Below are 23004 nucleotides of genomic sequence, written 5' to 3'. Positions count from 1 at the left end.
TATAAAACCGGTTGGCAAACCAAAGACCGCGCCGGGGTAGCCTAGCCTGGGAAGGCGCGGGACTCGAGATCCCGTGGGCGTCCGCCCACCAGGGTTCAAATCCCTGCCCCGGCGCCAAACAAACTGCCGAGCCCGTGGGGGTTCCCTTCCCACACTTCTCCAAATTCCGTAGGGACATGTAAAGTTTGTTCCCATCACAATGACCAAAAGGTCTAGGACTTTAGGTACTTTCTTCTGCGGTAGGTGTGGATAAACTCATCCGGCGTCAAGATGTAGAACTCATGACCCCTCAGCTTGAACTTTTTCGTATCTTCATCTCGAATCTTTACCAAGTGCCTCCTATCGTACGTTATCAAAAACTCGGCTTCAGCGTTATAAACCACATCGAGGAAAGGAATGTCTTCCGGGTCTCGAACTTTCTCAAGAACGTCCTCCGAGTTTTGGAAAGAGTGCTTTATGACTACCATCTCAGATAAACTCTCCACGAGGGTTAAGTACCCGATGGCCTCCTCAAGAGAAATGTACTTGAGTGCTTTCCTTGAAGTGAGTTTGCGGTAGTACTCGTCCAAGGTCTGGGAAGAAACGCAATTGATTATGCCACCCCGCGCCAAAAGCTCTAAGACTTCAAAAGCATAACCTTTAGTTGAGATGACGGCTGAGAACAGAACCGAAGTGTCTATCACTACTCGAGGCCTAACTGTTTTAGTCTTCTCTCTATTTGCTCCCATCTCTTTATCTCCTCCCGGGCCTCGTAGTAAAGCTCAACGGCTTTCTCTTCGCTGATTTTCCGTTTCCCCATTTGAGATTGCAGAAACGTTATTGCCTCTTCATTCGTCATCTTTTTTGTCGTGGCCCTTTTGAGCTTCTCCAATGTGGCCTTCCACTCGTAGTACTCTAAGAGCTCTCCGGGAGAAACACCAACGGCCTTGGCAACCTCCTCGATGAGGAGCCGAACCCCCTCGGAGTTCTTCACGCTAATGGCCATAACCCACACCTAATGGACTTTGGAGATGGATGTTATTAACCTTTTCTCCCTTTTCTCATACGGTATAACGGTAGAAGCACGAGGAGAGCGATGGTTTTGAAAGAATTGGGAATATAGGGGGCATCTCACGTCGTTATGTGCGCCCCGTCCTTCTCGACTATGACCGTGTGCTCGAACTGGGCCACCATGCCACCCCTGACCTCGCGCAGTATCGGGTAGCTGTATATCGCACCGGCCTTGTCCAGCTGTGAGAGTGCCATCTTGAGCTGTCCCTCCGGCATAAAGCCCTGGAGCCAGCGGTACGCGAAAGGCAGGGTCTTGTACTCGCGCTTGATGTGCATGAGCAACCTTCTCGCCTGGAGCATCCTGGCCGGTCTGTCGCGGACGTACATGAAAATCAGCGCCGGCGGGACCTCTATCACCTGCCCCGCGCCGGTCGTCGCGAAGGGCTCTATCGCGAAGACGTCTCCCTCCTGGAGAACGTAGGTATCGGCCTGCCTGTAAACATTCGGAATGCTGACTCCAGCGTGGAGCTTGTAGCGCTCGACCTTGTGGCCGCTGAGATTAACTATCGGGTTGAAGCCCTTACCGCGTATCGTCTCCTCAATGGCCTTCGCAACGTCCCTGACCATCACTCCGGCCCTGACGGTCGCTATGGCGTTCTCAAGGGCTTCCCTCGCCGCTTCCATGAGCTCGTCTTCCTCCATTCCGACGCGGAACGTTACCGCGGTGTCCGCTATGTAGCCATCAACGTGAACGCCGAGGTCGAGCTTGAGGTAGTCACCTTCCTTGAGGGCGGTATCATCCCCCCGGTAGGGGGTGTAGTGCGCCGCCACCTCGTTGAGCGAGAGGTTGCAGGGAAAAGCCGGTTTTCCGCCGAGTTCGACTATGCGTCTTTCCACGAACTCCGCTATGTCATAGAGCTTCGTACCCGGTTTGATTAGGTCAACGACCTCTTCCTTAACCTTCCTTGCAATCTCCCCTGCCCTAATCAGCGCTTCCCGTTCGTCCACTTCTACCACCGACCCAAGTGGTGTTAGGCTCCCCTTAAACCTTACGAAAAACCTTTTATTCTCGCCACCCTTAGGCGAGACGGTGAGGCGATGCTCGAATTCAGGAAGCGCATCAACGTCTCGGCCGACCTCTTCGTCGTTAAGAACCTCATAGGCTCAATCCTTCAAGGAGTAGGCCTCGCCTATCTCTTCCCAGTACTCCTCATCTGGTTCTATCCGGACCAAGTTAAATACGTCCCCTATTTTGCAATCCCCGGAATGGCATGCATTCTCTTTGGGGCATGGCTGAGCAGACACTCAAGCAAGGTTGAGGACGTCAACCTGAGGCAGGCCATGATTGCGGCCGCTTTCACGTGGCTCTTCGCGTCCTTTGTGAGCGTCGTCCCCTTCATGAAGATAGCCAACATGAGCTTCGTGGATTCCTACTTCGAGAGCATGAGCGCGTGGACGGGAACGGGACTTACCATGATGAGTCATCTCTCCAGCTATCCGAAGATACTCTTATTCTGGCGCGCGTGGATGCAGTGGCTCGGTGGAATTGGGATAGTCCTCGTGGCCCTTTCGATTCTGATAAGGCCTGGTGTCGCGGCGGCAAGGCTATACCGGGCCGAGGCGAGGAGCGAGAGAATACTCCCCAACCTCGTCAACACCTCAAAGGTCATCTTCGAGATTTACCTTGCCCTCACGCTCGTCGGCGCTTACCTGTACTACATAAACGGGATGAACCCGTTCGACGCCCTCACCCACGCGATGACGGGCCTTGGAACCGGTGGTATGAGCACCCACGACCAGAGCATAGGCTTCTTCCACAGCCCCGCGATAAACGCCGTCACCATCTTCCTAATGATAATGGGCGCCGTCAACTTCACCGTTCACTACCGGGTGTTCAAGAGCAAGTCTCTAAAGCCATTCTTTGAGGACATTCAGGTTCGTTACATGTTTATATTCCTGATTCCCGCAATCGCGATAATCGCCTACAGCCTCTACCAGGTGGGTGACCCGGTCGGCCAGGCCCTGCAGGGAGCGATATTCCACGCGGTCTCGGCCATCAGCTGTACCGGGTTCCAGATAACGAGCCTCTCCAACTATCCGGAGGTTGCGAAGTTCATAATTGCGATTCTCATGGTCATCGGTGGCGGTGCAGGAAGCACTGCCGGTGGAATCAAGCTAATCCGCGTTACCCTGATGTACGAGAGCCTGAAGTGGACCATAGAGAGCGCAATCCTCCCGAGGGGGGCAGTCATAAAGAGGAAGGTCGGCAACTACGTTTTCAGCGAGGAGGACATACAGGAAGTCATGAGCTTCACAATGACCTACCTCGCGTTCCTCCTCGTCGGGACCGTCTACACGATGCTCCGTGTCAAGACGAGCCTCGCGAACGCGCTTTTCGAGGTGGCATCTGCCCAGGGCAACGTCGGGCTGAGCGTTGGCATAACTTCCCCCCACATGCCCGTTGACCTCAAGGTTCTCTACATCCTCCTGATGTGGATTGGCAGGCTGGAGATATTCTCGACGCTGGTGTTCATACTGAGCGTTGCCTTCATCTTCCCGAGGGTGACGAGGAGATGATTGAAGTCAGGAAAGTTACCTTCAGATACCCCCGCTCGAAAAGGCCGGCCCTAATGGATGTGAGCCTAAAAATAGAGGACGGCGAGTTCGTAGGAATCCTTGGCCCGAGCGGGAGCGGGAAGTCAACGCTCGCACTAACGCTGAACGGGATAATACCCAGCTCGATTAGGGGAGCGTTCTCGGGGGAAGTCATCGTTAGGGACCAGAAAACTGGGGAAACTTTCAAAACGACGGAAACGCCGGTTTCAAAGCTCTCAACGCTCGTTGGTCTCGTCCTTCAGAACCCGGAGAGCCAGCTGTTCAACATGACCGTCGAGGATGAGGTTGCCTTCGCCCTTGAAAACCTCGGCCTTCCACGGGAGGAGATAGCGGAGCGGGTTGAGTGGGCCCTTAAGGTGGTCGGTCTCGAGGGCCTCGAAAACGAGTTTCCCCCTAACCTCAGTGGAGGGGAGAAGCAGAGGTTAGCTATAGCGTCCGTAATAGCGATGAAGCCGAGCCACCTTGTTCTGGATGAGCCGACGTCCCAGCTCGACCCGAAGGGGAAGCGGGAAGTCTTGAGAGTCGTTGAGGAGCTCAACAGGGCAGGAACAACGGTCGTTATGGTCGAGCACGATTCGCGCTTCCTCTTCAGAAAAGCTGACAGACTCGTGGTTTTAAACGGTGGGAGAGTAATCCTCCAGGGAAACCCCCGAGAGGTTGCAGAACGGGTTGAAGAGCTCATAGAGGTAGGGGTTAAGGTCCCCCACTCCCTCCTCCTGTCGAGGGCCCTTGGTCTTCCGCCTGCTCTGTCTCCTCAGGAGTTTCCCTCGCGAGTAGCTCGGAGAGGCTGAGCGGCTCACCCACTATTTCGTGCCTCAGGTCGTAGAGCTTGAGCATCAGCTCGAACCTCGCGTCGGGGTCTTCTATCCTCTCGGCGAGCTTTATTGCCCAGTCAACGAACTGAAGGGCCTTCTCCCTATCCCGCTCCTTCTCAAACTGGGCCAGGTGAAGTAACGCAACGGCCCGATGGAAGTTGCTCGTTATGTGACCTATCACCGCCAAAGCCTTCTCGGCCTCGCCCCTCTCGTAGAGAACCTCGGCAAGGTGAACGAGAACAACGTCGAGCTTTTCCTTGTCCTTGACGAACTTCATGGCGTATCCTGCCTTTGGAAAGAGGCCCGCGTCAATCAGACCCATTATTATGTCCCGCAGTATGTCCGGGTGGTTAAGGGCAAGGTTTATCGAGGCCTTGAGAGCAAAGTCCCCCTCGAGCTCGGCCCCGATGATGTAGAAGCCCATCGCCAGCTCACCGAGGAGAAGCGCACGGTAGCGCTCGTTTTTCACCCCGTTGATGTAGGGGACGAGCTGCTTGAGAAGTGGGACGAGCCGAACTTCCGTTTCCTCGGACTCCTTCATGCGGAGAATCTTTCGAAGAATCATCCTGACCGCTATTACGACGTTCTGCTCCTTCTCGAGCTCTTCTAGGAGAGCTATAGCCCCGGGAACGTCGTCAACGAGCAGTCTGTCCTCTATCTCGGTGAGCACTTCCGTATCAGGCCGCTTCCCCTTGATTGCACCGAACAGTTCGTCCAGCTTTCCCATTCAGCCCCCCTTCCCGAGCAGTAGCTCGAGGTAGGAACGCCTCTCGAAGCGGGTAACGCCGAGCTCCATGAGTATTCCCCTCAGCTTCTCAACCAGTTCGGGGACCTTCTCCCTGTCGTCGGTCAGAGCCTCAATCTCCACGAACTTCCCGACGCCTTCAACCTCGTCGAGGGTCAGGGTGATGCCCTTCTCGACGTAGTACTTCTCGCGAACCTTCTCGACGGTCAGAACCTCGCGGAAGCCGAGAGCCTCAAGAATCCTCGCGTGGGCATCGGGGTCCTCGATGGGAACCTCTATCTCCTCCCTCGTCTTCGAGACAGAGTCAAGCTTAGGCCCCTTGTAGGTCAAGAAGGCCTCGAAGTGGCCGTTGAAGCGCCTCACGCGAATCCTCAGGGCCTCGTCCGTCTTCGAAAAGTCCCTGCACGGGTGCTGGTAGTAGGTATCCTCATGGTACTCCTTCCTTATGAGCCGGAAGCTCTCCCTAACGCGCTCAAAGACCCTATCGTCGGCGTAGCCCTTGACCTCAACCTCAATCACGACAACACCCCCAGTCTCCTAAGGTTTTCCTCAAGCTTCTCCTCGCACCTCGGGCAGTAGAGGGGCCCCTTGGCGTCGGTGTCGAGGAGGGAATTCGAGAAGTGCATAACGCACCTCGGGTTCGGACAGTGGGACAAACCGAAAACGTGGCCGAGCTCGTGCATAGCCTCCTTGACGGTCCGCTCAAGAAGGAGCGTGTCGTCGGGCTCAAGACCGTAGAACTCGTTTCTGAGCCTGTGAACCGAGACGATGGCGCTCCTCAGGGAGGGGTTTGCCAGGCCGAATATGAAGTTCAGCCCCTCCTCGTAGAGGTCAAGTTCCGTGATGCCGAGAATAGCTACTGCCCCAAGCTTCTCCCGAAGGGCGGAGAGCGTCGGCAGGAAAATTCTCCCGAGGTACTGGTTTCTCCTGGCGTTGAAGGCAACCGAGAAGGGCTCGGCCGGAATCACGCCCGTGAACTCGACACTAATCCCGAAGCGTGAGTAGTAATTCCTTACGAAGTCAACGACGCCCTCAACGAGCGACCGCTCGATGGGGCCAATTGAAACGACCGCTATCATCGGGTCACCGAGTATAAGAAGGGAAGAAAAGCCAATAAACCTTTCCATCGCGGAACTCTATCACGGAGTGAGGTCCATCGGCCTGAGCTCCTCAAGGAGGTGCTTGGCGAGCTTTATGGTAAGGTCGATGTCCCTTATGTCCGCGGTCTCGACCTGGCTGTGCATGTAGCGTATCGGTATGCTCAGCACAGCTGTCGCGACGCCCTCCCTGTTAATCTGCATTATGTTGGCGTCGGTTCCGGTCGGCCTCGGGCTGGCCTCGGCCTGGAGCGGAATGTCGTACTTCTTGGCGACCTCCTCGGCGAAGGCGCGGACCTTGGGGTGGATGTTCGGACCAACGGCGTCCATGACCGGTCCGCCACCGAGCTTGGGCACAATCTTGCCCTTGTCGCCGACCTGCTTGGCGAAGGTGACGTCCATCGCTATGCCTATCTCCGGGTCAATCGCGTAGCTCGCAACCCTGGCACCGCGAAGGCCAACCTCCTCCTGAACGCTCGCAACGAAGTAGATGTCCGCCTCGTGGCTCTCGAGGGCCTTGGCGGCCTCTATCATGGCGTAGAGGCAAACTCTGTCATCGAGGTACGGAGTCGCAATCCTGTTCTCGCTGAGCTGGGTGAATGCCGGGGCGAACTCGCCGACGGTTCCAACGCGGAAGCCCATTTCCTCGGCTTCCTCCTTGCTGTCGGCGCCGACGTCAACGACTATCGTATCCCAGTCAGCGGCCTTCTTTCTGTCCTCGGGCTTCTGGAGGTGGGGCGGAATGTGGCCAACGACTCCGTAGCGCTCGCCCTCCTCGGTGAAGAACCTTATCCTCTGGGCAACGAGCGTCCTCGGGTCAACTCCACCGACGGGAACGATGTGAAGGTAGCCCTCCTTGTCTATGTGGTTGACCATGACGCCTATCTTGTCCATGTGAGCCGCAATCATGACCTTTGGACCGCTTCCCTTCTTGTGCGCTATGACGTTTCCGAGCTTGTCAACCTTAATCTCGTCAACGTAGGGCTTGAGCTCCTCTATAACGACGTCCCTGATTCCCAGGAACTCGAATCCAGAAACGCCCGGGGCCTCGACGATTTTCTTCAGCAGTTCGAGGTTCACCATGGCTTTCGCCTCCTTTAGACTGTCATCTGAATGTATTCGGCCGGCTTAATAAGGTTTACTAATGGAAAAGAAAAGGTCAGCCTAGAACGGCCTGGAGATAGGCCTCCTCACCCGGCTCAAGGTCGAGCTCCCAGACGAGTTTTCCGTTCTCGAGTTTCGCGTTGCCCCTTGTCACGCGCACCTCGACGGCATTAACTGCCCGCTCAACGCGGTAGTTCTTCAGCGGGCGGAGTTTCGGCGCACGAACCTTGAGGAAGTAGTAGCGGTCGAGGGTCTCCTCGTGGATTACTGGAACGGCAAAGGCGAGGTAGGAGGTTCCCGCGAGGATGAGCCCGGCGAGGATTAGGATTATCCCAACGTGACTCGGGCTGGTTGATGTGGCTTTCGATGTCTCTGTTGGAACTGGAAACGTTGTGTTCGAGGGCGTTGACGTGGTGGATGATGTCCGAGTTGGGCTTGGATTTGAAGTCGTGGTTTGGGATGGCCTTGAAACCGCAATCACGGTTTCACTGGGAAGATAACGGTCGCTCTGAGCACGTACCACGATGGTGCCGTAACCTATGTCCGTGAGGTTGAAAACTGCCTCTCCGCTGGCGTTTGTCACGCCGTAGGCGGTTGAAGCAGGACCGAGAACGGTTACCGTTACGTTGGGGACTGGGGTGTTGTTGGCGGTCACCCTAACGGTCAGGACGTTTCCGCTCTGGGCGGTGCTTATCGAGAGCTTCTCAACGGTAACCGGAACGACGGCTATCCTGCCGTCGAGGTTCAGAACAACGTTGTAGAGCCCGGGTGAGGGTACCGCATACGTGAACGTGCCGTCAGGACCCGTCGTGAACTTCAGACCGTTTATCTCAACAGGAATGCCCGGAACGCCCCCCGTTGAGTTGTAAACCCTAACATGTATCGCCCCGTCCCAGAAGTAGACCCTGTAGTGGAGGTTTCGTTGGTAAACCTCAAAGGAGGCAGTTGCTGACTTGTAGACCCCACTGAGGTTGGCCCAGAGAAGTACTGTGTAGTTGCCGACCGGAAGGGTCTTCCAGGAAAGCCTTTTTATCCAGAACGAGTCTGGCCTGACAAAGGTTATCAACGTTTCATTAACGAGGGGAACGCCGTTCCTCTCGATTACGTACCCGATTTTTCCCGTTATCACCGTGTTTGAGGTCGAGTACACCCTAAGGGTTACGTTGACGCCGTGGCCGTACACGTATTTTCTATCCGTCACGATTGAAGGCGTGTAGTCGATAACGCTCCTAACGCGAACAACGAACTTTGAGCTCGCGTAGACACTCCCCACCCTCGCGACAAGGGTGAGGAGGTAGGGACCTGGTTCCGTATTCAGAACTTTGACCGTTATCGTGTCGTTCACGCTCTTTCCGGGCTCGATGGGGGTCCTTATCACCTTAACACTGTACTGAAAGCCCTGAGCAGGCCCGGTAACGTAAACGGTAACGTTGTTTATCGTCTCGTTTCCAAGGTTGGTTATCGAGAACGGAACGACAATGGTGCTCCCCGGAAGTGCGGGAATGGTGTCGTTGAGAACCGTGACGCTCAGAAGGGATGAGCCCTCGGACGAAACGGCTGGTATGTGAACCAGCAGGAGCATGACAATCAGGAGGGCGCACAATTTAAACCTCATCGCCAATCACCCCATCAAGGGTTCTCTGCTTCCCGACGAGCTCTTCGAGGGTGTGGAAAGCGTCACTAACTTCAACGCGGTAGTTCTTACCGCTTTTCCTGAGCTCGTCGGGGAAGTAGAAGCGCCAGCCCACGTTTATGAACTTGACGGCCAAGACCGGCTTCCCGCCGAAGCTCTCGGCAAATGAAACGAGCTTCTCAACGTCCTCAGATGATATGTAGAGCCTCTTTGAGCGGGTGCTCTTGACCTCGATGCACAAGTAGTCCCTTCCGTTGCCCGCGACGAGGTCAATCCTGTGGCTCCCCGCCGAGCGGAGGACCGCAAACCCCGCCCCTTCAAGGAGTCGTATCAGCTCCCGTTCGGCGCTGGCACCTCTCCTGTACCTCATGGCCTTTCCCCGGTTAAGTTGGCCGGTTATCTTTATAAGTTCTCCCCGGGACTATAACCCGGTGATGAAAAATGGCGATTTACGAGTTCAACGGAAAGAAGCCGAAGATTCACCCGACCGCTTTCCTTGACGAGAGCGCCTCCGTCATTGGGGACGTTGTTCTGGAGGAGAAGACGAGCGTCTGGCCTTCGGCGGTTCTCAGGGGCGACATCGAGCAGATTTACATTGGCTGTTGCTCAAACGTTCAGGACAATGTGAGCATACACACCTCCCACAACCAGCCAACGATTATCGGAAAGTACGTCACCATAGGCCACAACGCCGTCGTTCACGGGGCGGAGATAGGCGACTACGTCATCATCGGCATGGGCTCCGTAATCCTCGATGGCGCGAAGATAGGGAAGCACGTCGTCATCGGCGCCGGGGCTCTCGTCCCGCCGGGCAAGGAGATTCCCGACTACAGCCTCGTCCTCGGCGTCCCGGGCAAGGTCGTGAGACAGCTCACCGAGGAGGAAATCGAGTGGACGAAGAAGAACGCGGAAATCTACATGGAGCTCGCCGAGAAGCACCTCAAATCAAGGAAGAGGCTTGAGTGAGGGCCATGATTTACAGGCTCCTCTCCCACATCCCCCACATTATTTTCAAGCCAGCCTACGACCTCTACGAGCGCTATCTCCTGGAGAAGGTTAAATCGGGGAACATTCCGAGGCACGTGGCAATCATAATGGACGGGAACCGACGGTGGGCTCGAAAGCTCGAGAAGCCCCCGTGGTACGGTCACTTCTTCGGCTCCAAAAAGCTCGAAGAAATCCTCGAGTGGTGCAGGGAGCTTGGAATAAGGACACTAACAGTTTACGCTTTCTCGACCGAGAACTTCAAGCGCTCCAAAGAGGAGGTAAACGCCCTCATGAACCTCTTCGAGGAGAAGTTTAAGGAGCTCGTGAAGGACGAGAGGGTTCACAGGTACGGGATAAGGGTGAACGTTCTGGGCCGAAAGGAGATGCTCCCCGAGAACGTCAGGAAGGCGGCAGAAGAAGCCGAGAGGGTTACCAGGAAGTACGGCAACTACACCCTCAACATAGCCCTGGCCTACGGCGGGAGGAGTGAAATCGCCGATGCGGTGAAGGATATAGTGAGCGATGTTTTAGCAGGAAAACTAAAGCCCGAGGAAATAGATGAGGACCTGATAAAGCGCTACCTGTACTACCCGAACATGACTGACCCCGACATAGTCATCAGGACCGGCGGCGAGGTAAGGATAAGCAACTTCCTCCTCTACCAGATAGCCTACAGCGAGCTCTTCTTCGTGGACGTCTACTTCCCGGAGTTCAGGAAGATTGACTTCCTCAGAATCATCCGCGAGTTCCAGAAGAGGCAGAGGCGCTTTGGGCGGTAGTTTTTAAGCTTTTCCGCTAAAGCTTATTAAGGCCCGCGAGAACCTTCTCAGGTGGTGAGCATGTACAGTCAACTGAGTCCCGGCGTTAAGAAGGTGTACACGCAGGTCCGCTACCTCGACGACTACCACTGGCGGATAGAGGGAAGCACCATAATCGGAACCCACAAGAAGAGCAACGTCGAGGTCTTCATCGATGTGGCCAAGAACAAGGATGAGGCTGATTCGCTCGCCGGGAAGGACGTTAAGGGAATCCACATCGTGGCCATCCCCGACAAGGGAGTTTTCTACGTTAAGAACGGCACGTTCGTGCTTACCTATCGCTACCTTAAGGCTACCCTCGCCGACATAAACGACCACATAGTCTGGGCCGGCTTCAAGGTCGTTGACGACAACGGCAAGCTCGTTCAAGAGGACGTCTACGAGTACCTCGGCGGTGCGTTGATAAACCACATAAAGGCCAACGTTTTAGCGGGTCAGGACTACATCTTCTGGCAGTTCTATAAGTGCGAGGAGTGTGGCAAATACGTGGACATCGAGAACCTCGAGAACCACCTGAAGGGCCACGGAATAAAGCTCCACGAGAAGAGCGAGGAGCACTACGAGATATTCGAGCTCAACTTCAGGGACGGCAAGGTCTACGACAAGTTTGGCAAGGAGGTCAAGCTCGACCAGTTCAGCGAGGAAGCCAAAGAATTCCTCAGGGAAGCCTTCTCGGGAGCACCCCCGGGAGGGTGATTGATGGACGTTGACGTGCTGGAAGTGTTCCCACCGGAACACGTGAGGGGTTCGACCGTTACCGTTATTTACGACGCTTATTCCTCCGCCTGGCAGATTCTCCTCCTTTTTCTCAGAAGAGCCGTTGAAGACGGCTACTTCGCGGTGGTCTCCAATTACAGCGTCCCCCTCCGGAGCTTCTTCAGAAGGTGTAAGAGCGTCGGTTTCAATCCGATTAAGGTCCTCGAACGGGGGGACATGGCGGTGATAGACGTTTTCGGCTCCCGCTACACCCACCTTGAGGACAATATCAACAACGTATTCTACCTCGACAGGGTTGAGCCCGAGACGATAAACCCAAAAATAGACAGAATTTACTGCGGTCCCCTTCGCGAGCGGGTTCGCTCGGGAAAGGTCCTAAGACTGATATATACACTCGACGGGGCATCCCTCATGCTCGGGGAGGACCAGACGCTGAAGCTTCTAAACCAGACGGTGGCCGACAAAAGCGTTCGCTTTCCGGAATCGATTCTGTTGCTACCCATAAACGCCGACATGGTCTCACGGCGCTTCGTCGCGTGGGTTTCAAACGTCAGCGACTACGTTCTCCTCGCTAAGTCCTGGATTCGCGAGGACCACATAAAGGAGCTCCTCTACTTCCTGAAGGCACCGTACGCGGACTTCGAACCCGCTGTGTACTCGCTCAGGGTTAAAAGTGGAAGGAGAAAAATACGATTGAAAAAGCTTTCAGCCCCTGAACTTGGGCCTTCTGCTGAGGAGAAGCGGTAGGGGCCTCGGCTTGTAGGGGAAGCCCTCAGTCTTCTGTCTGATTTCCCTGATGAGGTCTTCCAACTGCATCTCAACCTGCTTGCCGTCCTCCCTTCTCCTAACCGTCACGGTATTCTGCTCCTTCTCGTTCTTGCCGACGACGATGATGTAGGGTATCCACTCCTTCTCGGCCTTCCTTATCTTCTTGTTGAGCCTGTCGTTGGTGTCGTCAACGTCAACGCGAATCTTCGCGCCTTCGAGCTTGCCGGCGACGTAGAGCGCGTAGTCCATGACGTCGTCGCTGACCGGAATCACTCTAACCTGTATCGGGCTGAGCCAGAGTGGGAACATCGGCTTCTTGCCCTGGGCCTGCAGTTTAGCCTGCTTCTCAAGGATTGCGTACATAACGCGCTCGATGGCTCCGCTCGGCGAGCAGTGGAGTATGAGCGGGTAGCGCTCCTTGCCTTCTTCGTCGTAGTAGGTTATGCCGAACCTTTCGGCGTTCTCAACGTCAATCTGGACGGTGCTCAGAGCGGCCGCCTTGTCGAGGTTGTCAACGAAGTTGAACTCGAACTTGAGGATGAAGTAGAAGAACCTCTGGTCCCACATCTCTATCAAGACAGGCTTGCCGATTATCCTCGCCAGCTCGACGATGAAGTCCCTGTTCTCCTCCCAGAAGTCACGGGTGAACCTTATGGCAACCTCGTAGTCCTCCGGCGTGAGCCCAACGCCCCTGAGAACCTCCATGCTGAGCTTGTACTGCTTCTTGAACTCGTCCATCGCCTGCTTGAGGTCCTTTGCCACGGTGTGCATATCGGGCATCGTGAAGGCCCTGAGGCGTCTGAGGCCCGAGAGCTCACCGCTCTTCTCGCGCCTGAAGGAGTAGCGGGTGAGCTCGTACATCCTGAGCGGAAGGTTGCGGTAGCTGATTATCGCGTCCTTCTTGATGAGGAACTGGCCGAAACAGGCCGCGAAGCGGAGGAAGAACTTCTTGTCACCGCTCTTGACGATGTACTGCCTCGCGGGGAAGCGGTTGAGGTACTTCTCCAACGCTGGGTGCTCGAAGTCGTACATAATCGGAGTTTCCACTTCCATCGCTCCGTACTCGACGACCTTCTCGGTGACGTACTGCTCGAGGAGGCCCTTTATAAGGCGTCCCTTCGGGTAGTAGCGGAGGTTTCCGCCGTCGCTTCCCGGCTCGTAGTCAACGAGCTCGTGCTCGAGCATGAGCTTGACGTGCGGTGGTTCCCTGTCGGCTATCCTGTTCTTGGCTATCTCGTAGTTGACGAACTTCTTCAGGTTCTCGTGGCCGGTGAAGTCGAACTTGTCAACCTCGATGAGCTCTCCCTCTGGGGTGAGGATGTACCAGTAGCTGACGAGCTCCTTTTCCTCCTTCTCCAGCGCTATGTTGCGCTCCTCCTTTGAAACGCCCTCCTCAGGGACTATGGTCCTGCTGAGCTCGGCCAGCGGGTGTCCCTTACAGCTCAGCTTGAAGGCCTTGTAGTAGCCGAAGGGAGCGCGCTTGACCTCATAGCCATTCTCCTTCAGCTTCTCCTCTATCTTCTTGAGTATCTCAAGGGCGACGCCCGGCTTCGCCAGCTCACTGCTGAGGTGGGCGAAGGGGTAAACGAATATCCTCTCGGCCTTGACCTGCTTCGCGACCTCTTCTATCTCCTCGATGGCCTTTTCGACGACGTAGTCAGGGTTGGTCTCATCAACCTTCTCGACGCTTATGAAAACCGCCAGCACCTCGTCGAGCCTGCCCTTCTTCTGCTCGTCGCTTATGGGCTCGGGGTTCTTCAAGGCTTTATCCCTGACCTCGTACTCGAGGTGGTCGGCGTGTATCAGAAGCATTCTCATTCCTACCACCACCCTTCCATCGTTTCGAATTACTAAAACTTTTTCCTTCGGCCTATAAACGTTGGGGAACGCTTAAAAAGAAGGCGTCGGAAAATCTTCGGAGGTGAGGGGATGGAAGACAGGAAGGTTAAAAACGGTGACCTCGTCCTCCCCGGAGATTACCTCGGGGTCATAGAGGAGTTCATGCCCGGCGAGGGGGTTAGAGAGGAGAACGGCGAACTCTACGCAACCAGAGCGGGCAAGGTTAGAATCAACCCGGAGAAGATGGAGATAAGCGTCGAACCTGTGACCGACACCCCGCCCCTTCCGCAGGTCGGGGACATAGTCCTCGCGAGGGTCATAGAGGTCAAGCCACAGGCCGTTATAGTTCAGCTCCTCCAGATAGAGGGTCGCGAGAACGACAGGGAGATAGCGACCTCAAAGCTCGCCGGAATCCACATCTCGCAGGTCAAGGAAGGTTTTGTTGAGGACATAACGAAGGAGTTCAAGATTGGTGACGTGGTCAGGGCTAAGGTTATAGCCAACGAGAAGAGCCCGATACAGCTCACCACCCGTGGAAAGGACCTCGGCGTCGTTTACGCCCTCTGCTCCCGTTGCAGAACGCCCCTCATCAGGCGCGGGGACAAGCTAATCTGTCCGCGCTGTGGAAACGTCGAGACGAGAAAGCTCTCCCCCTACTACAGAAAGCTGAAGGTGTCTCTATGAGGGCCAAGAAGGTAATAACGATTCACGTCAAGAGCGACGTGGAAAAGGAGGAGTTCATGAAGGAGCTCCAGAGGCTCCGCTTACCCGCTTTCATCTACGTCCACGGCAAGCTCGACTCGCTGAAGATAAACGTCCAGGGAACGAAGGACGACATTAGAGAAGCCATAAGGAAGATACGCGAGATTCATAACCGCGTAAGGGCCAAGCTCTACCCGGACAGGCGCGGGCTATACCACTACACGATAGACGACCTCCTGCGCGAGGCAGGGACGAGCGTATCAACGCCGATAATCATGAGAACCCTTGAGCTCCTCGGCGAAACGGCAGAGCTGAGGGAGGACGAGCTCGTAACTTCCCTCCCCTGGGGCGAGGCAGTTGAACTCGTGAGAAAGCTCGGCGAGGCCTTATCCGAGATAGCCCTCCAGACGACGAGACAGATTAGAGAGGTCGTAATCCCCGTCAGCGTCGCCTTCAACATTGAGCCCGACGAGGTGATAGAAAAGCTTGTTGAGCTCGGCCTGGCGGAATGGAAGGAGGATAAGTTTAAATACGAACTGGTCAAGAACAAGGAGCAGGCCTTAGAGGAGCTGTTGAAAGCTTTATCGGGTGATGCTGATGAGGATTGAGGTTATAAAGCGCGAGGAGAACCTCATTGAGTTCTACCTTGAGGGAGAGGACCACACCTTCGCCAACCTGCTCAACGAGGTGCTCCACGAGAACGAGCACGTCAAGTTCGCCGGCTACACCATCGAGCACCCCGTTCTGATGGCCAGAAAGCCCCGCTTCAAGGTCGTTACTGACGGCAAGGTCAAGCCTGAGGAAGCCCTCGAGGAGGCCGCGCAGAAGATATTCGACCGCGCGAGGGTTCTTCTCGAGGCTTGGAAGAAGGCCCTCGAAGGGTGAAGCCCTTGGCCTCTTTTCCCTATCCCAAGGACTTCACCGACAAGGGGCTCGCCAAATTCGGCGATTCTCTCCTCAACTTCGTCTTTTCTCTGGCATTGAGCGAGTACCTCGGAAGGCCGACCGGGGAGAGGGTTCCGAACGCTTCTTTGAGCATAGCCCTTGAGATGTCAGGTCTAAGAAGGCTCGCCCCGCCGAGGAGCGACAAACACACGAGGGGCGACGTTGCAGAGGCCATATTCGCCTACGCTTGGCTCGAAGGGCTGATAACGATTGAGGAAGCCGTCAAGCTAATCCGCGAGAACCTGAGCGACGACGTTACCCACTTCACAAGGAAGAAAGAGGCGATAGGAAGGGCCCTCGCGGTTCTCTACAGGGAAATCGGAAAAAGGTTGAGATTAGAGGCTCGTTAGCAGCTCTATGAGCCCCTGCTTGCTCGGTATCTTGGAGAACTTCTCGGGGTCCTTAACCTTCAGGAGCAGGGGGACGTCCCCAAAGAGTTTAAGAACCTTACCGAAGGGTATCTTGCCCTCGCCCGGGAGCAGGTGGAGGTCGCCGACGCCGTAGGCGAGAGCATCTTCTGGCTCGACCTGCGGGAAGAGCTTTCCGAAGTTGTCGTGTATCATCAGGATTACTGTCTTGTCGGTGCCGAGCTTCACATCCTCCAAAAGCTTCTCCTCGTTGCCCTGGGCGCTGAGGAAGGCGTGGGCAACGTCGAGGGCAAAGCCAACGTTGTCCCTCTCAACGTTCTCAACGACGTAGAGCGTGTCCTTGACGCTGAAGGTGTTCTCGAGGGCTATTTTTATGCCGAAGGGCCCGACCATATCTGCCAACTGCTGTATGGCCTCAATTTCGAGGTCGAGCCTTCCGGTTCTACCGCTCTGCATGACTATGACCTTGGCGCCGAGCTTGATTGCAACATCGGCGACGGCCTTGGCGACGCGGAAGTGCCTCGTGTAGTAGATGTGGTCGCGCAGGTTGACCGATGTTGGCATCCTAACGATGTAGCTTATCCCGACTCCCCTGAGGGTCGTCTCTATGTTCCTGAGCTTCTTCTCGACGACGATGCCGTTCTTGATTAGTCCGAGCGTGTGCGGGAATATTGAAACGAAGTCGTAGTCCTTAATCTTGACGTCCGCCAGGATTGACGCGAGGCTCTTGTCCTTTGTAACGAAATGGGGATATATTGTCACCCCAATCTCCATGCAATCACCTGCCCCGAATTTCTCGGGGGAATATAAAAAGCTTAGCGAGGGTAGGTTTAAAAGTTGGCCCGACAAGGGGTCTAAGGTGAGAGGATGAGGGAGAACATATGGAAGTATATCTCGGCCGTCCTCGCTCTTCTGCTCGCCCTCTCGGTGGTGGCAATAGCGGTGCTCTACCAGGCGACTTCGCCGATAGGGGTTCCACCAAATGCAACGGCCCCAGCGGTGATAGAAAACCCGCTGAACGTCACCTGCAACGGGACGTCAAGCTACCAGCTCAGCCAGCTGAAGGATGAGGTCGCTTACCTTCGCTCGCTCATCAACGGAACCGGAGGAAAAACGATAGCCGTAGTCCCGATTTTTGGAATAATAACCGACTATACTGCCCTTGAAGTCGTCCCCCTGTTGAGGGAAATCGCAAGCAACGACTCAATCGGAGGGGTCCTCCTGTGGATTGAGAGTCCCGGCGGTGACGTTGGCCCTGTTATGGACATCTACTCCGCAGTCAAGAAACTCGCCCTCGTCAAGCCTGTGGTTGCCTATTCCGGCGGAATAATGGCTTCCGGCGGCTACTACATAGCCAACGGGGCCGACAAGATAGTCGCGAGTCCCCTCGCGGAGGTGGGGAGCATCGGCGTCATCTACGTTCACTATGACCTTCAGAAGAACTACCAGATGAACGGAATCAAAGTCGAGGTATTCAAAACGGGCCCCTACAAAGATATGGGAGCCGAGTGGCGTGACCTAACGCCCGAGGAGAAAAAGATAATCGCCAACATGGTCAACACTTACTTCCAAGCGTTCCTTCGGGCGGTGAGCGAGGGCAGGAACATGAGCGTCTCGGAGGTCAAGAAGTTCGCCACAGGAAGGACATGGTTCGCTGAGAACGTTACAGGAACGCTCGTGGACGAGACCGGTGGAATGGACACTGCAATAGCAGCCCTCGAAAAATTAATGAACGTTACGAGCGCAAGGGTTGTGATATACAAGAACCTTGAAACCCCGAGCGACTTTGGAATTGCCGGGAGCAAGGCCCTTTATCTCGACCCGAGCTATCTCGAACCGTATCTGCGGGGGTGAGGACATGCTCTGCGAGGAGAAGCTTGAGGTCTTCGAGAACGGTTTCGACGACGGGAAGTTCAAGCTCAGGATTGAGTTCTACGGAAAAGACGCCAGAAGGCTTCTCCTCGCGGTGATAAGGGAGCTCTACCTCCCTGACTACGGGGAGGACTACGTATACCCCTTTGAGTGCGCCAAGGAGCACTGGGGCATCTACCTTGACCCAAGTGAGATTGTCGCGGAGGAGCCGGACTTCAGCCCGGTCAAGTTCGTCAACAGGAGCGTCCTCAACAGGCTTGAGAAGGCTTTGAAGGAGATAGATGCCCCAGAGGAAGTCAAGGAGCGGGTGGACCTCGAGAGGGCCGAAATCGTGAAGCTCAAGAAGACTTTACTCGCGCTCGGGAAGGACTTCATCCTCGATGAGAGAGGCTATTTGATAGTCTTCAGCAAGCCGAGCGCGAGGGAGCTAATCCTAAAATACCTGGGGATGCTGGATGGAGCTTGAAACGGCAGTTTGGATTGGCGTCTCACTGGGGGTCCTCTACCTCACGTGGCAGACGGTTAGTCCCGTTCTTTCTCCCCTTATCGTGGCCGTTACCCTCGCTTACATCCTCTATCCCCTTCACGAGAGACTCAGCGTCAGAATAGGCAACCGCTGGTCAGCTCTGCTCCTCACAGGGCTTCTCACCGTCTTCTCATTCCTTTTCATCCTCGGCTTTGCCCTCTGGATGAACGATATCAAGTACTCTCTGACGGACTACGTTGATACGTTTTTCAAGTGGCTACTCGGTCTAAACCTTCCTCAGGGAATGTACGACCTCCTTCACAGGCTCTCCGGGGCAATATCCGAACGATTCAACGCGTATGTTTTAGGTTACACTTACTCCCTGCCCAAGCTATCCCTTCAGGTTATCGTTGCAGTTTTTGCCTTTTACGGTGTCCTCGTAAATGCAAAAGCCATAAGGGACGAAATATACGCCCTTCTGCCTCCAAGCAGGGAAGAGCTCGCAAGAAAGCTCATAAACAGCGCAACGGAAACCCTTCACTACCTTCTGCGCGGATGGCTTCTCGTCAGCGTTGGCAAAGGCGCCGTGCTCGCGTTCTTCTTTTACCTCATTGGAATCTCCGATGCCGGCGGTTCGATAGCGGCCGGAATATTAACGGTCGTCCTCGAGCTCCTTCCGGTCGTTGGCGGGTGGGTCGTCTGGGGTGCAGGTGCAGTGTACCTCTTTAAGTCTGGACTCTACGGAAAGGCATTCACGATTGGGGTTCTCGGCTTCACCCTCATCTCGCCCCTACCTGACATAGTACTATCCAAAAGACTTGGCAGGAGGCAGTGGGGCGTTAACGCGCTCGTAAGCCTCGTGGGAATCTTTGGGGGCTACATCGCATTCGGCTTCGTCGGAATCATCATCGGGCCCGTCTCGCTGTCGCTTCTGATAACGCTCCTCGAAGAATGGAAGAGGGCGAAGAACTCTAAGACGAAAACCGCCCGATGAACTCGGCAACCTTAACCGCGTCGAGCGTTTCCCTCACGTCGTGGGCCCTCACGATGTCCGCACCCCTGAAAACCGCTATGGCAGTTGCCGACAGACTGCCGGCGAGCCTTTCAGAGGGGTCCTTCCTGCCCGTTATCGCGCCTATGAAGGACTTCCGCGAGATGCCGACGAGAATTGGCCTTCCGAGGAGCTTGAGCATGTTGAGGTTCGCTATTACCTTCGAGTCCCACTCGTACCACGGCGGCCACTCCGGACGCAGAAAGCCGATGGCGGGGTCGACGGCAACATCTTCAACCCCGTGCTCCTCCGCTATCGTCAGGCTCTCCTCAAGGAACTCAATGACAGTCCTGACCGGGTCCGAGAAGTCCTCAACATTTCCGTGGGCACAGAGAACGGCCGGAACACCGTATTCAGAGGCAACTCTTACCATCTCCGGGTCGCCCTTGAAGCCGGTTACGTCGTTTATGATGTCGGCGCCGGCCTTCAGGGCTTCCTCAGCAACCCTCGCGCTCGTGGTGTCTATGCTCACCGGAACATCAACCGCGTCCTTGACGACCTTAACAGCCCAAACTGCCCTTCTGATTTCCTCTTCAAGTGGAATCTGGGTCTCGAGGTAGGGAGCTGTTGACTTCGCGCCTATGTCTATGAAGCTCACGCCCTCCTCGACCATTCTAACGGCGGTCTCGGCAAGGGCCTTCTCGTCGTTCCTCACACTCCCCTTGTAGAAGCTCTCCGGCGAGACGTTTATCACTCCCATTACCCTCGGCTCGTCAAGATTAACTCCCGCAAACTTCATTAGTACCACCGCAGAGGATTCTCGGGAGTCAATAAAAGGGTGATGGGCATGATAATTCGGACACCGAAGAGGCTTCACCTCGGCCTGATAGACCCAACGGGCTCGCTCGGAAGGCGCTTCGGGAGCCTTGGAGTGGCGCTCGAAGGTGGCTACGAGGTAAAGGTTCTACCGGCTGAACGGCTTGAGGTAAAGGCCGAAGGCGAGGACGTGGAGACGATAAAAAAGGCCGTCGGGAGAATGAACTCGACCTTTGGAACGGGAACCGGCTACCTAATCGAGGTGCGGAAGGCAATTCCAAGGCATGTCGGCCTCGGCTCGACTACTCAGCTGAGCTTAGCTGTTGGAACTGCAATAGCGAGGCTCAACAACCTGGACGTTTCGGTTGAGAAACTCGCCGAGGTTCTCGGAAGGGGAAAGAACAGCGGGGCTGGGATTTACGCCTTTGCTCACGGGGGCTTTGTCCTCGATGGAGGAGTTAAAGAAGGAATACCCCCGCTGATACTCCGCGAGGAGTTCCCCACGGAGTGGGCCTTCTTGCTCGTGATTCCTGAGGTCAAACCGGGCCTCGATGAAGAGGAAGAGAAACCGATAATGGGCGGAAACTTCGGGGACGTAAACTCGGCCATGGAGATAAGCCACCGCATTTTACTCGGTCTCCTTCCCGCGCTAAAGGAGAGGAACGTCAGGGCATTCGGTGAGCACCTCTCGGCGATACAGAGGCTCGTCGGCAGGCACTTCGCGGAGTTTCAGGGGGGTGAGTTCAGGGAGGATGTCAAGTTAATCCTTGACTGGCTGGGCGAGAAAACCTATGGCGCAGGCCAGAGCAGTTGGGGGCCGACCGTTTACGGCCTAATCCTGAAGTCGGAGTTCCAGAGGCTTTCTGCCGAGCTTAACGACCACCTTAAGGAGCACGGGATAAGGGCTAAGGTCGAGCTCGGCCTTCCGAGGAACACCGGGGCAGAGGTTGTGAGCGAGAACGCCTTTCTGGAAAGGTTGATAAGGAGCGTGGCGCAATGACGCTCGACCGCTTCGTGAGGATAAAATACCGGGAGGACAACGAGAAAGTTAACAGGCTCGTGAAAATACTGCAAGAGCTCGGCCTCGACTGTGCGAAAACCATTGAGGAGAAGGTTGATTTGCAGTTCGATGCCCTCAAAAACCTTCGGGAGAATCTGAAGGACGACGAACTCTTCATCAAACTCGTTGTGGCCAACGCGCTCGTCAGCTACCAGCTGAGCGGGAAAGGCGAGGACTGGTGGTGGGAGTTCTCAAGGTATTTCTCGGAGAATCCACCCGGAAATATAGCGGAAGCCTACACCCAGTTTCTCCCCAACTCGAAGACCAACAGGCGCCTCGTTGCCGGGAAGCTCAAGAGAATCGAGAGGGTCGAGCCATTCTTAGAGTCTCTCTCGATGGACGAGCTGAGGGACTACTACTTCAACGGCATGGAGAGGCTTAGAGATGACCTCACAAGGGTTATGAAGGCCAAACGGAGCGCGAAAACGATAGTCTTCGCCGTAAAGATGTTCGGCTACGCCGGGAGGATTGCCTTTAATGCCTTCGTTCCGTACCCGATGACCCTCGAGATTCCGGACGACGTGAGGATAAATGCCTACACCAAGCGCTTCACGGGCGAACCGCCGGTTAGCTTCTGGAACAGGATTGCAGAGAAAACCGAGATTCCACCGCTCCACATAGACTCAATCCTCTGGCCAGTTCTCGGAGGCAGGGAGGAAGTTCTGGAAAGGCTAAGGAAGCACTGCCCACGGGCAGAGCTGGTCCTTGAACTTAGGGGACTCTAATTTCATTCCTATTTTAAGAGCAAAATTTTTATACTCCAAGCCTTAGTTTTCCCGGAGGTGAGGTGATGTTCTGGGGATTCGATGTTGAGTTCATGAAGGGAATCAGGACGAAGAAGCTGTGGGCGATAGTGGGGGTCATGCTAATCTTCTACGTCCCCGTGCTCTACCTCATGAAGCAGGGGAACGTTACATCGGACATCGACGCCATAGCGATAATCATAAACTACGTGAGCGGAATGGCCCTATTCTTCCTCGGAATTCTTGCGATAATCTTCGGTTCCGGGGCCATAAACAAGGAAATCGAAGACGGGACGATAAGGATAGCTCTCAGCAAGAGCGTTACCAGAATCGGGTACTTCTTCGGCAAGTTCACGGCCCAAGGGGCAGTCTTTCTGTTCGCACTCCTCCTCACGAGCGTCGTGACCCTCGGCGGCCTCGCGTGGATTGGAATCGGAATCAAAAAGATATTCGGCGACGTACTGCTCCTCAACGTCCTCCTGCTCCTCGTGATGCTTGAGTTCATAGCGATGGGCTACATAATCTCGCTCTTCATCAGGTCGTCGGGAACCTCCCTGGGGGTAGCGCTCGCGGTGTTCTTCATAATCTACCTCGTCATACCCGCGTACGTTGACTACAAGGTGTACTCTCACGAGGGCCTTTCCTCCTCAGAGCTCCAGAAACTCCACGATGATTACTACACAAAGTACCTATTCTTCTCCCCCGCCGCACAGCTGAAGGTAATCATGGACAAGACCGTTAAGGAGGTCAACAAATCAACGGAAAACGGCTGGGAGACCAAGTACGAGTACGCTGGGCTGAGTAGTGCAATCAGAGAGCGCTCGGTCAACTTCGCCCTAATCATAATCATGACCTTGGCTTACCTCGGCGTCGCAACCTGGCGCTTCCTCAGAATGGATTTGAGGTGATGTC

Annotated in this window: 28 protein-coding genes and 1 tRNA gene; 17 read left to right on the top strand and 12 right to left on the bottom strand. The window is 55.3% G+C overall.

What is annotated here, in order from left to right:
- Nucleotides 1–30: 30 nt before the first annotated feature.
- Nucleotides 31–117, top strand: a tRNA-Ser gene (locus CS910_RS06290).
- A gap of 95 nt (nucleotides 118–212) precedes the next feature.
- On the opposite strand, the gene CS910_RS06285 is transcribed toward CS910_RS06290, so the two are convergent.
- The 3 genes from CS910_RS06285 to map form a co-directional block, all read right to left on the bottom strand.
- A complete protein-coding gene (locus CS910_RS06285; RefSeq protein WP_099210367.1) occupies nucleotides 213–728 on the bottom strand; it encodes a putative toxin-antitoxin system toxin component, PIN family in 516 nt (171 codons plus the stop codon).
- Nucleotides 683–985, bottom strand: coding sequence for a hypothetical protein (locus CS910_RS06280; RefSeq protein ID WP_099210365.1), 303 nt, complete (start codon nucleotides 983–985; stop codon nucleotides 683–685). Before CS910_RS06280 ends, CS910_RS06285 begins: the two co-directional genes overlap by 46 nt.
- Before the next feature lie 125 nt (nucleotides 986–1110).
- Nucleotides 1111–1998 carry a type II methionyl aminopeptidase gene (map, locus tag CS910_RS06275; protein WP_099210363.1) on the bottom strand — a complete coding sequence of 296 codons (888 nt, stop codon included), beginning with the start codon at nucleotides 1996–1998 and terminating at the stop codon, nucleotides 1111–1113.
- A gap of 90 nt (nucleotides 1999–2088) precedes the next feature.
- On the opposite strand from map, the gene CS910_RS06270 reads away from it, so the two are divergent.
- Both CS910_RS06270 and CS910_RS06265 read left to right on the top strand, forming a co-directional pair.
- Nucleotides 2089–3567, top strand: coding sequence for a TrkH family potassium uptake protein (locus CS910_RS06270; protein ID WP_099210361.1), 1479 nt, complete (start codon nucleotides 2089–2091; stop codon nucleotides 3565–3567).
- Nucleotides 3564–4397, top strand: coding sequence for an energy-coupling factor ABC transporter ATP-binding protein (locus tag CS910_RS06265; protein ID WP_099210359.1), 834 nt, complete (start codon nucleotides 3564–3566; stop codon nucleotides 4395–4397). The genes CS910_RS06270 and CS910_RS06265 overlap by 4 nt, the downstream gene beginning before the upstream one ends.
- Here the strand turns inward: CS910_RS06265 and CS910_RS06260 are convergent.
- From CS910_RS06260 to hjc, 6 genes are all read right to left on the bottom strand, one after another.
- A complete protein-coding gene (locus CS910_RS06260) occupies nucleotides 4300–5148 on the bottom strand; it encodes a hypothetical protein (protein WP_099210357.1) in 849 nt (282 codons plus the stop codon). The two genes, CS910_RS06265 and CS910_RS06260, sit on opposite strands and share 98 nt — an antisense overlap.
- Complete coding sequence (gene cyaB, locus CS910_RS06255) at nucleotides 5149–5685, bottom strand: class IV adenylate cyclase (RefSeq protein ID WP_099210355.1); 537 nt, start codon at nucleotides 5683–5685, stop codon at nucleotides 5149–5151. It lies immediately after the preceding gene.
- Nucleotides 5682–6245, bottom strand: a complete 564-nt coding sequence (locus CS910_RS06250) for an archaemetzincin family Zn-dependent metalloprotease (protein ID WP_099210353.1) — start codon at nucleotides 6243–6245, stop codon at nucleotides 5682–5684. The genes cyaB and CS910_RS06250 overlap by 4 nt, the downstream gene beginning before the upstream one ends.
- Before the next feature lie 60 nt (nucleotides 6246–6305).
- Nucleotides 6306–7346, bottom strand: a complete 1041-nt coding sequence (locus tag CS910_RS06245) for a lysyl aminopeptidase (protein WP_099210351.1) — start codon at nucleotides 7344–7346, stop codon at nucleotides 6306–6308.
- Nucleotides 7347–7422: 76 nt separating this feature from the next.
- Nucleotides 7423–8982: an Ig-like domain-containing protein gene (locus CS910_RS06240; protein WP_099210349.1), complete on the bottom strand. Its 1560-nt coding sequence runs from the start codon at nucleotides 8980–8982 to the stop codon at nucleotides 7423–7425.
- Nucleotides 8972–9370: a Holliday junction resolvase Hjc gene (gene hjc, locus CS910_RS06235; protein ID WP_099210347.1), complete on the bottom strand. Its 399-nt coding sequence runs from the start codon at nucleotides 9368–9370 to the stop codon at nucleotides 8972–8974. Before hjc ends, CS910_RS06240 begins: the two co-directional genes overlap by 11 nt.
- A 71-nt stretch (nucleotides 9371–9441) precedes the next feature.
- Between hjc and CS910_RS06230 the strand changes: the two genes are divergently transcribed.
- The 4 genes from CS910_RS06230 to CS910_RS06215 are packed head-to-tail and all read left to right on the top strand — an operon-like array spanning nucleotide 9442 to nucleotide 12269.
- Entirely contained in the window at nucleotides 9442–9966 is a 525-nt protein-coding gene (locus CS910_RS06230) for a gamma carbonic anhydrase family protein (protein ID WP_099210345.1), read from the top strand.
- 5 nt (nucleotides 9967–9971) lie between these two features.
- On the top strand, nucleotides 9972–10766 hold the full coding sequence (uppS, locus tag CS910_RS06225; protein ID WP_099210343.1) for a polyprenyl diphosphate synthase: 795 nt from the start codon (nucleotides 9972–9974) through the stop codon (nucleotides 10764–10766).
- A gap of 60 nt (nucleotides 10767–10826) precedes the next feature.
- Nucleotides 10827–11501, top strand: a complete 675-nt coding sequence (locus CS910_RS06220) for a TBP-interacting protein (RefSeq protein WP_099210341.1) — start codon at nucleotides 10827–10829, stop codon at nucleotides 11499–11501.
- 3 nt (nucleotides 11502–11504) lie between these two features.
- Entirely contained in the window at nucleotides 11505–12269 is a 765-nt protein-coding gene (locus CS910_RS06215) for a hypothetical protein (RefSeq protein ID WP_099210339.1), read from the top strand.
- Here CS910_RS06215 and CS910_RS06210 read toward each other — a convergent pair.
- Nucleotides 12228–14108: a threonine--tRNA ligase gene (locus CS910_RS06210; RefSeq protein ID WP_099210337.1), complete on the bottom strand. Its 1881-nt coding sequence runs from the start codon at nucleotides 14106–14108 to the stop codon at nucleotides 12228–12230. The genes CS910_RS06215 and CS910_RS06210 overlap by 42 nt on opposite strands.
- Nucleotides 14109–14219: 111 nt before the next feature.
- On the opposite strand from CS910_RS06210, the gene CS910_RS06205 reads away from it, so the two are divergent.
- Genes CS910_RS06205 through CS910_RS06190 form a run of 4 tightly spaced genes read left to right on the top strand, consistent with a single transcriptional unit; the run spans nucleotide 14220 to nucleotide 16126 of the window.
- Nucleotides 14220–14813: an exosome complex RNA-binding protein Csl4 gene (locus CS910_RS06205; RefSeq protein WP_099210335.1), complete on the top strand. Its 594-nt coding sequence runs from the start codon at nucleotides 14220–14222 to the stop codon at nucleotides 14811–14813.
- Nucleotides 14810–15439: a DUF2067 family protein gene (locus CS910_RS06200; protein ID WP_099210333.1), complete on the top strand. Its 630-nt coding sequence runs from the start codon at nucleotides 14810–14812 to the stop codon at nucleotides 15437–15439. Before CS910_RS06205 ends, CS910_RS06200 begins: the two co-directional genes overlap by 4 nt.
- Nucleotides 15429–15716 carry a DNA-directed RNA polymerase subunit L gene (locus tag CS910_RS06195; RefSeq protein WP_099210331.1) on the top strand — a complete coding sequence of 96 codons (288 nt, stop codon included), beginning with the start codon at nucleotides 15429–15431 and terminating at the stop codon, nucleotides 15714–15716. Before CS910_RS06200 ends, CS910_RS06195 begins: the two co-directional genes overlap by 11 nt.
- 5 nt (nucleotides 15717–15721) lie before the next feature.
- Entirely contained in the window at nucleotides 15722–16126 is a 405-nt protein-coding gene (locus CS910_RS06190; RefSeq protein WP_099210329.1) for a ribonuclease III family protein, read from the top strand.
- Here CS910_RS06190 and CS910_RS06185 read toward each other — a convergent pair.
- A complete protein-coding gene (locus tag CS910_RS06185; RefSeq protein WP_099210327.1) occupies nucleotides 16112–16918 on the bottom strand; it encodes a sugar phosphate isomerase/epimerase family protein in 807 nt (268 codons plus the stop codon). The two genes, CS910_RS06190 and CS910_RS06185, sit on opposite strands and share 15 nt — an antisense overlap.
- 93 nt (nucleotides 16919–17011) lie before the next feature.
- On the opposite strand from CS910_RS06185, the gene sppA reads away from it, so the two are divergent.
- From sppA to CS910_RS06170, 3 genes are read left to right on the top strand one after another with little or no spacing between them, the layout of a single operon-like run.
- The gene (sppA, locus tag CS910_RS06180) at nucleotides 17012–17998 is read left to right on the top strand and encodes a signal peptide peptidase SppA (protein ID WP_099210325.1); all 987 of its coding nucleotides are present in this window, start codon (nucleotides 17012–17014) and stop codon (nucleotides 17996–17998) included.
- Between the two features lie 4 nt (nucleotides 17999–18002).
- Nucleotides 18003–18482 (top strand): PH1570 family protein, encoded by a 480-nt coding sequence (locus CS910_RS06175; RefSeq protein ID WP_099210323.1) that lies wholly within the window; start codon nucleotides 18003–18005, stop codon nucleotides 18480–18482.
- Nucleotides 18472–19476: an AI-2E family transporter gene (locus CS910_RS06170; protein WP_099210321.1), complete on the top strand. Its 1005-nt coding sequence runs from the start codon at nucleotides 18472–18474 to the stop codon at nucleotides 19474–19476. The genes CS910_RS06175 and CS910_RS06170 overlap by 11 nt, the downstream gene beginning before the upstream one ends.
- Here CS910_RS06170 and folP read toward each other — a convergent pair.
- Nucleotides 19454–20272: a dihydropteroate synthase gene (gene folP, locus CS910_RS06165; RefSeq protein WP_099210319.1), complete on the bottom strand. Its 819-nt coding sequence runs from the start codon at nucleotides 20270–20272 to the stop codon at nucleotides 19454–19456. The genes CS910_RS06170 and folP overlap by 23 nt on opposite strands.
- Before the next feature lie 48 nt (nucleotides 20273–20320).
- On the opposite strand from folP, the gene CS910_RS06160 reads away from it, so the two are divergent.
- The 3 genes from CS910_RS06160 to CS910_RS06150 all read left to right on the top strand — a co-directional run bounded on the left by CS910_RS06160 (nucleotide 20321) and on the right by CS910_RS06150 (nucleotide 23000).
- On the top strand, nucleotides 20321–21289 hold the full coding sequence (locus tag CS910_RS06160; protein WP_099210317.1) for a beta-ribofuranosylaminobenzene 5'-phosphate synthase family protein: 969 nt from the start codon (nucleotides 20321–20323) through the stop codon (nucleotides 21287–21289).
- Entirely contained in the window at nucleotides 21286–22074 is a 789-nt protein-coding gene (locus tag CS910_RS06155) for an N-glycosylase/DNA lyase (protein ID WP_099210315.1), read from the top strand. The genes CS910_RS06160 and CS910_RS06155 overlap by 4 nt, the downstream gene beginning before the upstream one ends.
- 65 nt (nucleotides 22075–22139) lie before the next feature.
- Entirely contained in the window at nucleotides 22140–23000 is an 861-nt protein-coding gene (locus CS910_RS06150; RefSeq protein ID WP_099210313.1) for an ABC transporter permease, read from the top strand.
- Nucleotides 23001–23004 lie beyond the last annotated feature (4 nt).

Origin of the sequence: Thermococcus henrietii (assembly GCF_900198835.1) — an archaeon.
Taxonomy (GTDB): Archaea; Methanobacteriota_B; Thermococci; order Thermococcales; family Thermococcaceae; genus Thermococcus; species Thermococcus henrietii.
This window is presented reverse-complemented; position numbering and strand designations above follow the sequence as displayed.